The organism is Halomonas sp. AOP22-C1-8 (assembly GCF_052378905.1).
GTDB classification, from domain to species: Bacteria; Pseudomonadota; Gammaproteobacteria; order Pseudomonadales; family Halomonadaceae; genus Vreelandella; species Vreelandella citrativorans.
In genome coordinates this window covers 88,984-101,304 of sequence record NZ_JBQSYD010000001.1, presented here as the reverse complement: position 1 = coordinate 101,304, position 12,321 = coordinate 88,984, and the positions used below count along the sequence as shown (strand labels likewise).

Genomic DNA, 12,321 nt, shown 5'->3' with positions numbered 1-12,321 from the left:
GTTCCCCGCAGGCGCGGGGATGAACCGTCACCGAAGACGTGTTCTGGCGCGAAATGCTGCCGTTCCCCGCAGGCGCGGGGATGAACCGCTCTTTCGTTCATGCGCCGCACTGTTGTTTACCCGTTCCCCGCAGGCGCGGGGATGAACCGCCTGCCAAGGTTTGGCACATCTCGCTGTGCAGCCGTTCCCCGTAGGCGCGGGGATGAACCGAATTGGCTGACGCTACCATGGGAGGCCAAATGCCGTTCCCCGCAGGCGCGGGGATGAACCGCCTTTTCCAGCGCAAGCCGACGTTGTACACGCCCGTTCCCCGCAGGCGCGGGGATGAACCGCCATTCAATGAGTAAAATCAGACACGACGCTGCCGTTCCCCGCAGGCGCGGGGATGAACCGGAGCACGGCGGTCTGAGCAGCTATCTGCAGGACCGTTCCCCGCAGGCGCGGGGATGAACCGCCCATGGAGCCGATTAACGTCTGGCACTTAACCCGTTCCCCGCAGGCGCGGGGATGAACCGCACATGAATCAGTCTTGGCAGCGCCTAATCAACCGTTCCCCGCAGGCGCGGGGATGAACCGCCCATGGAGCCGATTAACGTCTGGCACTTAACCCGTTCCCCGCAGGCGCGGGGATGAACCGCATGATGGTAGAGGCTTTAGTGGCAACGGCTTCCGTTCCCCGCAGGCGCGGGGATGAACCGTTTAGGCATCTTTCAATGTGCCGAGCCAGACGCCGTTCCCCGCAGGCGCGGGGATGAACCGGCATCAGCCATACGTCCGTCATAGTTGTGCTTCCGTTCCCCGCAGGCGCGGGGATGAACCGGCACGCTGCCGCCTGAGCTAGATGGCAATACTCCGTTCCCCGCAGGCGCGGGGATGAACCGCTCAGGAACAGCTCAACAACGTCATCCGTCAACCGTTCCCCGCAGGCGCGGGGATGAACTCAAGTCCTGAACGTCCTAATGGCTCATGGAGATACGTTCCTCACTGGCGTGGGGATGAACCAAACTCAAGATAAGACAGAAATCACTGAAAATGATGGGTCTTGATGCTGATTGAAACGCTGATCGCGGCGCATACTATACGTGTATATCAAATCTCCAGGAGAGACCATCATGTTGGCAATACGACTGCCCAGCGACATCGAAGCGCGCCTGGAGGCCTTGGCCAAGGCCTCCGGCCGCACCAAGACCTATTACGCCCGTGAAGCTATTCTCAAGCACCTCGATGACCTTGAGGACGTTTACCTCGCCGAGCAGACCCTGGAGCGTCTGCGTCGTGGCGAGGAAACCACGCACTCCCTGGATGACGTGGAGCGTGATCTTGGGCTGGAAAATTGAGCTGACGGGGGCCGCCCACAAGCAGCTGAAGAAGTTGGGTCATGTTGAGGCCAAGCGCATCCGTGACTACCTGCGCGAGCGAGTACAGCCGCGAGGCCCCGCGACAGCTGGGCGAGCAGGGCGTGACCCAGAGCATGTCACGCAAGGGGAATTGTCTAGATAATGCCGCGATGGAGAGCTTCTTTGGAACGCTGAAGTCAGAATATTTTTACCTGAACCGCTTTGACACGATTGAGCAATTACAGGCGGGCATCCGACACTACATCCATTATTATAACCACGAGCGCATCAAGTCCAAACTAAGAGGCCTGAGCCCGGTGCAGTACCGAACTCAGGCCTTGTCCGCTTAGTGTTTTACTGTCCAGGTTTTTTGGGGTCAGTTCAGATGAATGAGTCTTCTATATTGTCGACGACCGATGGCACCATCATCCCTAAGTGGTCTATCGCTCAACCTCATCCGCAAGTATCTGAATGATCTCGGATACGAAAGGACTGTCCTGGTCCGCTTGGTGGATTGCGATTTCCATGGCGTCAACCGCAGGCAAGGTCGGAACTTCTTGCATGCCCGAGTTGACCACGCGCCTTGGAAGAAGACTAATCCCGAGACCGGCATTGACCGCGCTCAGCAGGCCGGCGAGGCTGGAACTCGTGTAAACAAGATGCCATCCGCGCCTGACGTTATCGAGGGCAGTAATCATTTGGGCGCGATACAATCCATCCGAAGGAAAGGCAACAAGCGGCAGCGGGTCGCAATCGGCCAGCGCATGATTTTTGCTTTGATACCAGGACAGCGGCTCGGGCCAATGCATTACTCCGCGGGCCTCGCCGCGGTGCTGTTTGACCAGAACTAGATCCAGCTCCCCTCGATTATAGGCACCGTATAGATTGCGGCTCAGACCACTGGTAACTTCCAGCTTCAAGTTCGGATGCTGCCGGACAAGCGCCGCAAGTACTTGTGTCACCCGGCCCGAAGCGAAATCCTCGGGCAGACCGAGCCGAAGGGTGATATGACGCGCTACTCCAGACACGACGGCGGCAGCTTCCGCGTTCAGTGCCAGGATACGACGTGCATAACCCAGCAGTCGCTCGCCCGCCTCGGTGGGTGTGATGCTATTGCGTCCGCGATCAATCAAAAGCCCGCCTGCCACCTCTTCCAGCCTCATTATCTTCTGGCTGACCGTTGATTGAGTCGAGTTCAATTGCCGTGCTGCGGCTGTAAAGCTGCGCGTGTCGACCACCGCCACGAAACTGCGCAACAGGTCGGAGTTGAACGGCTTATTCGATTTATCACTGGTTTTCATTCAGATATTTAATTTCCAAATGACTTTTTTGTCCACTATATTTTTGTCTATGATTTTTATCAGCAAGAAGGGACTTTTATGCGCAGCCGCTTACAGGCCACTTTCGCCTTCACACTCCTCGTAGGATGTATAACCATGATCGATTCCGTTGCTTTTGGCGGAGTCCCTGTCGCTCAGGCTAATCCTTTGCTGATCTCCGCTGCTGAAAACGATGATATCGCTGGTGTTCGAGAAATGATCGCCAGCGATATACAGCTCGACGCGAGGGATAGTCGTGGGCGGACAGCATTACTCGCTGCAACCCATGCGAACCGAGTTGAGACCGCTCGCCTACTTATTAGTGCCGGGGCTGATGTGAACGCTAAAGACGACATCGAAGATAGCCCCTACCTCTATGCGGGCGCGCGCGGACATCTGGAAATACTGCAGATGACGCTATCCCATGGCGCTGATTTGGCGAGCGTCAACCGCTATGGCGGTACGGCGCTGATTCCTGCGGCGGAACGGGGGCATGTGGAGACTGTTCGAACCCTAATAGAGGCCGGCACGGATATTGATCATGTCAACAACCTCGGCTGGACGGCGTTGCTGGAGGCTATCATCCTCGGCGATGGCGGACCGCGATACGGAGAGATTGTGGGGCTGCTGGTCGACGCCAACGCGGACGTGAACCTGGCTGATAGGGAAGGGATCACGCCGCTGCAACATGCGCGACAACGCGGATATGCTGACATCGCTAGTTTGCTAGAACAGGCGGGTGCGAAATGAATGACAAGGCGTATCTGGACGAGGCGATCAATCTTGCCCACAAGAATGTTGCCAATGGAGGGCGTCCATTCGGTGCCGTGCTGGTCACGGATGGCAAAGTGATCAGCCGAGCTGTCGCAGCCACTTGGCATTTTATCGATTGGATCGTTGATTTACCTCTTCGAGGAAAATGGCACTGTCCTGATTCTATCGGAGGCACGAGCAGTTCCTCCTGAGCAGAGCTTAGTCGTATGACTCCAAAACCAGAATTGGAAACACACTGATATGAATGAATGCATTTACGCCAACGCTTTGACCCCTGATGGCAACAAAAGTGATCTTGCCACGCGCGATGGGTGCTTCGTTCCTATCGATACTGTCTCAACCGACGCCAAAAAAATCGATCTTGATGGACTGACTGTCCTTCCCGTTTTTGTGGAGGGCCATATTCATCTCGATAAGAGCTTTGTTGGCGACGGTTGGTTTCCTCATCGTCCGGTAGGCTCCCTTCGTGAGCGGCTTGACGTTGAAAAGCGCCTTCTATCCAGCGCATTGCCGGTTGTTGAACGCGCTGAGGCACTGCTCGCGCAGGCTCACTCTTTTGGCACGGTAGCAATGCGCAGTCACGTTGATATCGACCCAGTGATCGGACTCGATAATCTGAATGCAGTCGTAGCTGCCTGCGAGATGTGGAAGGGCCGGGTCGACGTAGAACTCGTTGCTTTTCCGCAGGCTGGCATTGTGTCTAGTCCCGGTACAGCGGATCTGCTCGATGCCGCCATGCGTGAAGGCGCGACAGTGGTGGGCGGGCTTGATCCTACCGAGTTTGACGGTGACGCAGATGCGCATCTTGATGTGGTGTTTGGCACGGCCGAGCGCCACGGTGCGAAAATCGACATCCACTTGCATGAGCACGGCGCAGGCGGTATCAAGCAGATTGAGCGTATTGCCGCGCGAGCGGCAGCAGCCGGTATGTCGGGCCTCGTCACCATTAGCCATGCTTACGCACTTGGCGATGTGAGCCGTGATGAGGCACGTCGTGTGTCGACGATCCTCGCCAAAGCGGGCGTGTCTATACTAACCAATGCGCCGGGAGATCATCCCTTCCCACCGATCGATGTACTACGCGCGGAAGGCGTTCATGTTTTCGCGGGCAATGACAATATTCGCGATGCGTGGTGGCCTTACGGCAATGGTGATTTGCTTGAACGCGCGATGCTGATCGGCTACCGCTCCGGTCTTTATACCGACGAACAACTGGGTGTCGCTCTTGACATGATCACGGTGGACTCTGCAAGGGCGATTGGTCGTACGCTACCGGGATTCGCGATCGGTGACGAGGCGAGTTTCGTGATTGTGGACGCACTCAATGCAGCAGCCGCTGTAGCATCACCGCCCTCGGAGCGACTGCTGGTCCAACACGGCAAAATTGTTCAACCAACTCGCCCGTCGATTCGCTCGCGATTGCTTTGAAATGGCATACGAGTTTGCCCGTGCGAAAACTCAAGATAAGGACAATAATGTTGAATTTATCTTTTATCCACTCCCCGCAGGCGCGGGGATGAACCTCTGGGCTAGTAACTCACGTCAGGTCCATAAAGGGGTTGTAGGCGACTTCCCAGTAGTGGCCTTCCGGGTCGCGAAAATAACCGGAGTAACCGCCCCAGAACACTTCTTCTGCTGGTTTGATTAGCTTGGCGCCTGCGGCAACCGCTTGTTTGAGCACTTGGTCAACGGCCTCTTGGCTGGCGACGTTGTGGGCCGGCGTGATACCGCTGAAACCATCTTTTGAGTCATCGGTAATGCCGATATCGCTAGCCAATGATGCTCTGGGAAACAGCGATAGCCAGGCACCTTCCATCTTGAAAAAGGCCACCTCGTCGCTGTCTGTTTCATGTTCCGGCAGTCCAAGGCCATCCCGATAGAACTGGATGGCACGATTCATGTCATGCACACCAAGAGTAATCAAGCTGATTCGGGGTTTCATGGCGGTGCCCTTTAGACGTTGTTTTAAATAGGCCGTTGTCACAGCGTCAGATTGTCCTTACGTACCTCTAGCTGCTCCAGACGCTGCTTTAATAGCCCTGGAAAGCGCGCATACCAGGTTTGATTGAGCGGCGAGGGGTGCGGCAGCGGGTAGAGCGTAAAGGTTTGCGCTGCTCCCTTGTCATCTTCTAGTGTCACCTCGATGCTACTCTCAAAGCGATCTTCCTGCTTCCAGAAAGCTTCCAGACGCGCACGTTCCTCTTTTGAGCGGCCGATACCGAACCACAGGAACGCTTCTCGGCCCAGCGTAATCAGCGTTCGTCCTTCCCAGCGCGAGATCAGCACCTCATTCATTAAACCGTGAAAGTGACGCTTAACCTTCATCGACCACGCCTTGTTGCCTAGGGGCTTGTAGGGCACGGTATTGATCCAGAAAAAGTATTCGCCCACGGCTTTGGATGCTGCAAAGTCCGGCATCGTCTCGCCGTAAAGCTGCTCATAAAGCGCTTTTCTGACCAACTGGCCACCAGCACCGATAAACGGCTCGCCGTGACGCACCTCGTCACGGCCTGGGTCGCGGCCAAAAAAGCCGATGCGCAGGTTCGGCTTGCCCAAGCCGATGATCGGCGCCAATGGATCGCGCTCAAAGCGTTTGTAGGCCTCGACATCGATTCCTTCGATGTCTGCTGCCAGGGCTCTGAATTTCTTCTCCTGAGTCGGCGTTAGCGACATCGTGCTACCTCCTTGTTAACCAATGTCGGGTTCAGACGAACCACTCCTGGGCTGTCCGCCATAAGCACATGCCAAAAAAGTAGACCGAGGCGACGCCCCATCCCCATAGTGCCCAAACAGCATGCTCAGTGCTTGGGAGAATAAGAAGCGTTGCGCAGAGGCACCACAACAACGTAACAGCGATATTAAGTGGCATAAATTTGCGCACCCGGAAGGGGTGCAGGAACTTCATGCGAGTAACGGTGAGAATGGCCAGGACGATGATGGCGGCAAAGGTAAGCCAAGGCGGGAAGTCGAGAATGTAGAAATAGGCCGCAGCGATATTCCAGGCGGCCGGAAAGCCAACAAAATAGTTATCCTGGCTTTTCATATTGGTGTTGCAGAAACAGAACATCGACGAAAGCAGGATAATAAACACCGCCAGCAGTGAAAAACCGGTCGGCAAATCGATAAAGTAGTAGATAAACAGGGCGGGAATAAACGCCCAGGTAAGATAATCAATGACCATATCCAGTGTTGAGCCATCGAAGTGCGGCAGGATGGTCTTCACTTCATACTTGCGCGCCAACGTGCCGTCGAAGCCATCTACCATCATCGCCGCCCCCAGCCAGAGCAGACAAGCCACCGGATTGTCGTCGATCAAAGCGAATAGCGCCATGACGCCCAGTAGTACGCCGCTAGCGGTGAGAGCATGTACGCTCCATGCTTTGCATCGCGATGCGTGAGAGTCTGCTTGCGAAGAGAGCGGTTGAGCCACATTAAACCCCGTTGAGAACGTTATGTTCTGCTGCTGTTTGGTGTATAGATAAGTGTGTCAGTCGATACACTACTACAAGAAGGCGTACCGAGAATACGCAGGCCGTTGAACTGCTCTAAGCATGGCCGTTTCTGACGCCGTCCGCCAGGCGATTGTTGGCGCCCTAACGTATGTAGAAGCCCTAAACGGGCCGCTGAAACTGCAAGCGCGCCTGCTCTACGCGTTCACGTGTTACGCAGGTCAGCGAATGGTCATTGAGCAGCCCCATCGCCTGCATCAACGCAAAGGCCGTAGTGGGGCCAATAAATTTCCAGCCGCGTTTCTTCAGCGCTTTGGAGAGCGCGATGGATTCAGGCGAGACGGTCTGGGTTTGCGGCGCTTTTAACGCATCATGCGCTGGCTCGAAGCGCCAGAAGAACGCCGCCAGCGAACCTTCCTGTACGACTAATTCCTGTGCCCGTTGCGCGTTATTGATCGCCGCCTCAATTTTGCCGCGATGGCGGATAATGCCTGCGTCTTGCAGTAATCGCTGCACATCACGCTCATCAAAACGCGCGACCTGATGAAAATCGAAGTGATGAAAGGCCGCGCGAAAGTTCTCACGCTTGTTGAGAATCGTCCGCCAGCTCAAGCCGGACTGAAAGCTCTCCAGACAGAGCTTTTCAAACAGGCGCTGATCGTTATCAACCGGAAAGCCCCACTCGTTATCGTGGTAGGGCAGAAACTCCGGTGCACCGCCGCACCAGTAGCAGCGGGCGTGCCCATCGGGGGCGATAAATTCGTTCGCCATAGTGATTTCCCTGTTTTAGTTATAAAAATGTCAGGATTTATAACGATGTTAGATTTAGCCATGCGTGGCTGAGCCAGCGGCCCGCACGTAGTAGCTCATCCTCCGTCGCGCCCACATAGCCCAACACAAGCCCTGCACGCTGTGGTTGCCCCAGATAGTACCGGGAGAGTGGGGAGAGCGTAATGTGTGCCTGTTGGGCCAGTTCAACCAGGCGCGCTTCCTGATTTAAAGTATCCAACTCGGCGACCAGATGCATCCCCGCATGGCCTGAGGAGAGCTTTAAACCGGCGTCAATAGCAGGGGCCAGTGCACGGCGCAGGCAGGCCTGGCGCTGACGATAGCCCATGCGCATTCGGGCGATATGGCGTGAAAAGTCACCTTTGGCAATGAACTCAGCAAGCGCCGACTGAATGGGATAGTTGCCTTCGCGGTGCAGGCGGGCGTGAGCCAACCGGAACGTATCGGCCAACGCCTCGGGCAGCACGATATAACCCAGCCTAAGCCCTGGGTAGAGCACCTTGCTGAACGTGCCGATATAGATGACCGATGCCTGTTCCGATAAACCTTGAAGCGACGGGGTGGGCGGCGTGTTGTAGCGAAACTCGCTGTCGTAGTCATCCTCAACGACCCAGGCGCCGTGCCTGGCGGCGTGTTCGAGTAATGCCAAGCGTCGTGGAACCGGCATGGTAACGCCACTTGGGTATTGGTGAGAGGGCGTCACGTAGATCAAGCGCGGCGAAGGCGTATTAGCCGGACAACACAACGGGTTCAGCCCGTCTTCATCGACCGGCACAGGGACAATGTTCAGTCCCGCTGCCAAAAAGCAGGTTTGCGCGCCGCCGTAGCCGGGTTCTTCCATCCACACTGTGTCGCCGCTATCGGTCAGCAGCTGGGCCACCAGCTCGAACGCCTGCTGCGCGCCTTGCGTGATCACAATCTGCTCAGGGCGACAGCGCACTGCGCGGGAAAGCGTCAGGTAATCACCCAATGCCTCTTTCAGCGCGGGCAAGCCGCCATGCGTTTGATAGGAAAGCCATGCCGTATCGGCCTGGCGATAGTGGCGCCTTAAAAGGCGCTGCCACTGAGCGTGGGGGAACAGATCCAGCCCCGGCACCCCCGGCGCAAACGCCTGATAGTGTTGGCTTAGCGTACCGCAGCGGTCAATCAGCGCCTGCCCGCGTGTTGAGTAGCTAAACGCCGTTTCCAAAAGTGGCTTGGGATGAGTCGGTAGCGTAGGCAAGTTGGCCACATACATGCCCGCGCCCCGCCGAGAAACCACCAGCCCCTCGGCTAGCAGGCGGTCCATTGCTGCCAGCACGGTATTACGGCTGATACCCAAGCCGCGCGCCAGGTGCCGTGAAGAGGGCAAATGACTCCCGGCGGCCAGTTCGCCGTGTTGAATCCAACGGCGCAACGCGCTGTAAAGCTGATGTACCAGCGTGGTTGTTTCTTGGGTGCCAATCTGTAGCGCCAAGGCATCAATAAGCCATTCACTCGACGGCGTTCGCTGCTTCACTGGTTCCCTCGCTATTTAATAAACTGGTTCTTCACCAAGAGCCACTATAACGAGAGACTTGCCTATTCCCACCTCTTTTTAAGGAGCGCCACTGTGAATAATGTTCGGGCTGCCGTACTTGATGACTTGGACGCGCTTAGCGTGCTGCTGGATGACTATCGCCAGTTTTATCAGCAACAAAGCGACCTAAAGGGCGCCCGCTACTTTTTAAATCAGCGCTTTGGGTTGGGCGACTCGTTCATTCTGGTGAGTGAAGAGGCGCAGGGAACAATCAGCGGTTTTGTGCAGCTTTTTCCCGGCTTATCGACGGTAGGCATGAATGCACGATGGACGTTGAACGATCTTTACGTACTGCCTGAGTATCGCCGCCAAGGCGTGGGTAGGGCGCTAATGAGCGCTGCCGCCGATTTGGCCCAAGACCACGGTGTTACAAGGCTGGTATTGATGACGCAGGTGGAGAACAAGCGCGCGCAGCGTCTGTATGAAGCACTTGGCTGGCAGCGCAATACGGCGTTTTATAGCTATCTGCTGGATGTGAATGAGGCGTGAGTAGAGCAGGAGAATCAAGCAGAGAATCATGTTCGCTGATGGGGCTCTTGGCCCGGTATTCGCCGGGCCAAGATAGTGCTCACGCGTCGCTAAGTTTGCGGGCGCGGTGCAGATTTTCCATGGTGTTCAGGCACGCACTGGCGGCTTCCTTACCTTTGGCCAGGAAGTGCTGGAAGTAGAAGTCGTGATGGGTGCTGTGCTCATGGAAATGGTGCGGCGTGAGCACCACCGAAATGACCGGCACTTGGGTGTCGAGCTGGACGCGCATCATGCCGTCGATGACCGCGTGGGCGACGAAATCGTGGCGATAGATGCCGCCATCTACCACGAAGCCAGCACCGACAATCGCGCCATAGCGGCCGCTTTCGGCCAGTACCTTGGCTTGCAGCGGAATTTCATAGGCGCCTGAAACGGTAAACGTATCCACCTGGTCAGCAGATAAACCGTTGCGCTCCACTTCCTCAATAAATGCCTGGTAGGCCTGGCCGACGATATCGTTGTGCCAATGGCCCTGGATAAACGCAATGCGCTGGGACGTGGTATGTGAGGAGAGTGTTAAAGGAAAGGTCTGATTCATGGTCATTCTCTTGGATAAGTGGTACCAGAATCAGGGCATTCGGCATCCGCCATAGGCATAACGTACGCCTCCAGGGGGCTTTCTCCGTGGAATAACGCCGTTGAATGGATGCCGTTCTCTTTCATCCGGACTATCACCGTCGGCTTCGGTTTCTCACCGAATCTGCTGACCTCTCACGGGCAGACCAGTGAGAGCGCTCGCGGGCTTAGGCCGCTTTCGTTAGGAAAGGTACCATCACCGCCGGTGGGGACTTTCACCCCGCCCTGAGAACATTGCTGCATAGCAGCCTACCTATCTTACGCCGATTGTGAATGCGCAGCTAGAGGCCAAGTAAAACCTTGTCGAGCGTGCTGCTTAATCGACCCAATCGGCATTTACCAGTTCGGTAAGCCGTTTGGGACAGGCACTATTGGAGGCGCCTGCGGCGGGCAGTGCTTCGTTATACGCCAAAAGCGACTCATCACAATAAATGGGCACGTTGGTCGCCAAACCAACGGACATACGCCGCCCGGGTGACTGGTGAGCTCCATTTTATACGTTAAGCATTGATACCTAATGAAAAGCCCCCGGTCTAGCGACACGGGGGCTTGGTCATGCATCGTGGTAGACGCTTATAGCGCTTCAACGACCTCATCAACTTGCAGTTTCAGGCTCTGCAGGCCGCCGCCTGATAAGTACCAAAGGGCCGGGGTCAGTACGACCAGGCGTGTATCCGGCGTGCCCGCATCTGCTAGCGCTTGCGTTAACGCATCGGAGTCAGCGGCCTCGTTACCAATGGCGGCGCTGCGGTCAACCACCAGCAATACGTCGGGTTGGATCTCACCAATGGCATCCATCGTCAGCGGCGTAAAGGTGCGGCTACCGCGCGTTATGCTGGTAACACTATCCGGCATTTCTAATGTGTTGATACCCAGTACGTCATGGACGACCGGATGGGTGTTCAGCCCCAGGTTGCCGTCATTAGAGGTAACCACCAGTACGCGCAACGCTTCATCCAGCGCTTGGCGGTGGTTTTCAATATCGGCATGCAGCTCTTTTAGTGCTTCTTCAGCGCGCTCTTCAACACCGGCATGGCTGGCAAGCTGGCGCACGTTGTCGTCAAAGGCTACCAGGTAATCATCGCCCTGTAGGCTGGTATTGAGCACCGGGGCGATCTCTTCGAACTCAGATTCCCACTCGCCTTGACGGCCGGTGTAAAGGATAAGGCTGGGCTCGCTTTCGGCAATGGCTTCAAGGTCAGGAGAGCGTAAGCCACCAAGGTCGGTATACGCGTCGTCGTTATAGGTTGACAGGTAGTCGGGCAGAATCTGTTTGGGAATCCCCACGATTTGGTCACTAACACCCAGTGCATCCAGTGTATCCAGGCTGCCTAAATCAAAGGTGGCAATACGTTCCTGGGCATGAGCAACAGAGCTAACCGCTGTGACAAGCAGTGTTGTGACGAGAACCTTGGGCTTCATGGGTATTCCTTTTATGAGAAAAAGTTTTATATGAGACTCTTTCTCATATTGGCAAAAAAATGAGGTGCTGTCGTTACCGTGTTATGGAACAGGACGTTTCACTTTTTCGTTTTGGTGGGACTATCGAGGATTGGCGTTGTCAGAAGGGGAGCGCGTATATGGGCGTTATAAAGCACTATCCCGCCTTGCTGGGCGGGATAGTTAAGGCGCTGGGCAGGAGGACTATCTGCCGGAAGCGTTACGAATCTTTTTATCGGTTTGGTATTGGCTCAGCGCATAGACAGACCAGATCGCCGCAGGTACCCAGCCAATGATAGTAAGCTGGAGTACCAGGCAGATAAGCCCAGCAAAAGGGCGACCGATGGTAAAGAACTGAAGCCACGGCAGTAGCAGGGCGAGTAGCAGACGCATGTCATTCTCTCCTTGATCTAAACAGCGAAAGGTTAAGTAACCGATGGCACATTATTGCAGATTGGCTGATGCTACGCATATCCATTACACCACCGCTGCCAACATTAACCTGCCGCTGATTGAAGCATTTTTCGTGCAAAGCCTGGAAATGCCGTTTT

16 protein-coding genes, 1 pseudogene, 1 CRISPR repeat array and 1 riboswitch (1 of these 19 only partly in view) are annotated in these 12,321 nt (G+C 55.8%); of the genes and pseudogenes, 7 read left to right on the top strand and 10 right to left on the bottom strand.

Going from position 1 to position 12,321, the window contains the following annotated elements:
• Window positions 1-942: a CRISPR direct-repeat array (repeat unit 29 nt; unit sequence CCGTTCCCCGCAGGCGCGGGGATGAACCG); it reaches 1,346 nt to the left of the window's first position.
• A 170-nt stretch (window positions 943-1,112) separates the two neighbouring features.
• The 3 genes and pseudogenes from relB to ACT3TY_RS00495 form a co-directional block, all read left to right on the top strand.
• On the top strand, window positions 1,113-1,337 hold the full coding sequence (gene relB / locus ACT3TY_RS00505; protein WP_087110975.1) for a type II toxin-antitoxin system RelB family antitoxin: 225 nt from the start codon (window positions 1,113-1,115) through the stop codon (window positions 1,335-1,337).
• Window positions 1,321-1,500, top strand: a complete 180-nt coding sequence (locus ACT3TY_RS00500) for a type II toxin-antitoxin system RelE family toxin (RefSeq protein WP_441677597.1) — start codon at window positions 1,321-1,323, stop codon at window positions 1,498-1,500. The genes relB and ACT3TY_RS00500 overlap by 17 nt, the downstream gene beginning before the upstream one ends.
• A pseudogene (locus tag ACT3TY_RS00495) lies at window positions 1,451-1,687 on the top strand (transposase); the annotation flags it as partial. The gene ACT3TY_RS00500 and the pseudogene ACT3TY_RS00495, both read left to right, overlap by 50 nt.
• Window positions 1,688-1,777: 90 nt before the next feature.
• On the opposite strand, the gene ACT3TY_RS00490 reads toward ACT3TY_RS00495, so the two are convergent.
• Window positions 1,778-2,638, bottom strand: coding sequence for a LysR family transcriptional regulator (locus ACT3TY_RS00490; RefSeq protein ID WP_087110977.1), 861 nt, complete (start codon window positions 2,636-2,638; stop codon window positions 1,778-1,780).
• Window positions 2,639-2,773: 135 nt separating this feature from the next.
• On the opposite strand from ACT3TY_RS00490, the gene ACT3TY_RS00485 reads away from it, so the two are divergent.
• The 3 genes from ACT3TY_RS00485 to ACT3TY_RS00475 are packed head-to-tail and all read left to right on the top strand — an operon-like array spanning window position 2,774 to window position 4,858.
• Window positions 2,774-3,406, top strand: a complete 633-nt coding sequence (locus ACT3TY_RS00485; RefSeq protein ID WP_444627078.1) for an ankyrin repeat domain-containing protein — start codon at window positions 2,774-2,776, stop codon at window positions 3,404-3,406.
• Window positions 3,403-3,621 (top strand): hypothetical protein, encoded by a 219-nt coding sequence (locus ACT3TY_RS00480; protein ID WP_087110979.1) that lies wholly within the window; start codon window positions 3,403-3,405, stop codon window positions 3,619-3,621. Before ACT3TY_RS00485 ends, ACT3TY_RS00480 begins: the two co-directional genes overlap by 4 nt.
• Before the next feature lie 49 nt (window positions 3,622-3,670).
• Window positions 3,671-4,858, top strand: coding sequence for an amidohydrolase (locus tag ACT3TY_RS00475; protein ID WP_444627077.1), 1,188 nt, complete (start codon window positions 3,671-3,673; stop codon window positions 4,856-4,858).
• A 109-nt stretch (window positions 4,859-4,967) separates the two neighbouring features.
• Here the strand turns inward: ACT3TY_RS00475 and ACT3TY_RS00470 are convergent, their stop codons facing one another.
• The 5 genes from ACT3TY_RS00470 to pdxR all read right to left on the bottom strand — a co-directional run bounded on the left by ACT3TY_RS00470 (window position 4,968) and on the right by pdxR (window position 9,166).
• A complete protein-coding gene (locus tag ACT3TY_RS00470; RefSeq protein WP_444627076.1) occupies window positions 4,968-5,372 on the bottom strand; it encodes a VOC family protein in 405 nt (134 codons plus the stop codon).
• Between the two features lie 38 nt (window positions 5,373-5,410).
• The gene (locus tag ACT3TY_RS00465; protein ID WP_444627075.1) at window positions 5,411-6,103 is read right to left on the bottom strand and encodes a uracil-DNA glycosylase family protein; all 693 of its coding nucleotides are present in this window, start codon (window positions 6,101-6,103) and stop codon (window positions 5,411-5,413) included.
• Between the two features lie 31 nt (window positions 6,104-6,134).
• Window positions 6,135-6,860: a phosphatidylcholine synthase gene (gene pcsA / locus ACT3TY_RS00460; protein WP_287076878.1), complete on the bottom strand. Its 726-nt coding sequence runs from the start codon at window positions 6,858-6,860 to the stop codon at window positions 6,135-6,137.
• A gap of 181 nt (window positions 6,861-7,041) precedes the next feature.
• Window positions 7,042-7,650 carry a DNA-3-methyladenine glycosylase I gene (locus tag ACT3TY_RS00455; RefSeq protein WP_444627074.1) on the bottom strand — a complete coding sequence of 203 codons (609 nt, stop codon included), beginning with the start codon at window positions 7,648-7,650 and terminating at the stop codon, window positions 7,042-7,044.
• A 37-nt stretch (window positions 7,651-7,687) separates the two neighbouring features.
• Window positions 7,688-9,166 carry a MocR-like pyridoxine biosynthesis transcription factor PdxR gene (gene pdxR, locus ACT3TY_RS00450; protein ID WP_444627073.1) on the bottom strand — a complete coding sequence of 493 codons (1,479 nt, stop codon included), beginning with the start codon at window positions 9,164-9,166 and terminating at the stop codon, window positions 7,688-7,690.
• Window positions 9,167-9,259: 93 nt separating this feature from the next.
• Between pdxR and ACT3TY_RS00445 the strand changes: the two genes are divergently transcribed.
• The gene (locus ACT3TY_RS00445) at window positions 9,260-9,715 is read left to right on the top strand and encodes a GNAT family N-acetyltransferase (protein WP_444627072.1); all 456 of its coding nucleotides are present in this window, start codon (window positions 9,260-9,262) and stop codon (window positions 9,713-9,715) included.
• A gap of 79 nt (window positions 9,716-9,794) precedes the next feature.
• Here the strand turns inward: ACT3TY_RS00445 and ACT3TY_RS00440 are convergent, their stop codons facing one another.
• The 4 genes from ACT3TY_RS00440 to ACT3TY_RS00425 all read right to left on the bottom strand — a co-directional run bounded on the left by ACT3TY_RS00440 (window position 9,795) and on the right by ACT3TY_RS00425 (window position 12,163).
• Complete coding sequence (locus tag ACT3TY_RS00440; protein WP_087110995.1) at window positions 9,795-10,292, bottom strand: 6,7-dimethyl-8-ribityllumazine synthase; 498 nt, start codon at window positions 10,290-10,292, stop codon at window positions 9,795-9,797.
• Between the two features lie 109 nt (window positions 10,293-10,401).
• Window positions 10,402-10,567: riboswitch (FMN riboswitch) on the bottom strand.
• Window positions 10,568-10,646: 79 nt separating this feature from the next.
• Window positions 10,647-10,793 carry a hypothetical protein gene (locus ACT3TY_RS00435; RefSeq protein WP_193054231.1) on the bottom strand — a complete coding sequence of 49 codons (147 nt, stop codon included), beginning with the start codon at window positions 10,791-10,793 and terminating at the stop codon, window positions 10,647-10,649.
• A gap of 110 nt (window positions 10,794-10,903) precedes the next feature.
• Entirely contained in the window at window positions 10,904-11,752 is an 849-nt protein-coding gene (locus tag ACT3TY_RS00430; protein ID WP_444627071.1) for an ABC transporter substrate-binding protein, read from the bottom strand.
• Between the two features lie 222 nt (window positions 11,753-11,974).
• Window positions 11,975-12,163 carry a YqaE/Pmp3 family membrane protein gene (locus ACT3TY_RS00425; RefSeq protein ID WP_172117904.1) on the bottom strand — a complete coding sequence of 63 codons (189 nt, stop codon included), beginning with the start codon at window positions 12,161-12,163 and terminating at the stop codon, window positions 11,975-11,977.
• Window positions 12,164-12,321: the final 158 nt, after the last annotated feature.